At 49.6% G+C, this 381-nt stretch carries 1 rRNA gene; it reads right to left on the bottom strand.

From position 1 onward, the window contains the following. Window positions 1-381 (bottom strand): 23S ribosomal RNA (locus MTCD1_RS18620); the annotation flags it as partial.

The raw sequence follows: 381 nt of genomic DNA, 5'->3' as shown, positions 1-381 counted from the left end.
TCTGAAGCTTAGAAGCTTTTCCTGGAAGTGTGGCATCAATGACTTCATCACCGTAGTGACTCGTCTCAGCTCTCAGTGTTGAATGGAAACCCGGATTTACCTAAGTCTCCCACCTTCAGCCTTTCACACGGACTACCAACGCCGTGCTCACCTAGCCTACTCCGTCCCTCCTTCGCAATATAGTGAAGTACAGAAATATTAATCTGTTTCCCATCGACTACGCGTTTCCGCCTCGCCTTAGGGGCCGACTTACCCTGCCCTGATTAACATGGGACAGGAAACCTTGGTCTTTCGGCGGGGGAGTTTTTCACTCCCCTTATCGTTACTCATGTCAGCATTCGCACTTCTGATACCTCCAGCAGACTTCTCAATCTACCTTCA

Source organism: Colwellia marinimaniae (assembly GCF_002207865.1).
In the GTDB taxonomy this organism is placed as follows: Bacteria; Pseudomonadota; Gammaproteobacteria; order Enterobacterales; family Alteromonadaceae; genus Colwellia; species Colwellia marinimaniae.
This window is presented reverse-complemented; position numbering and strand designations above follow the sequence as displayed.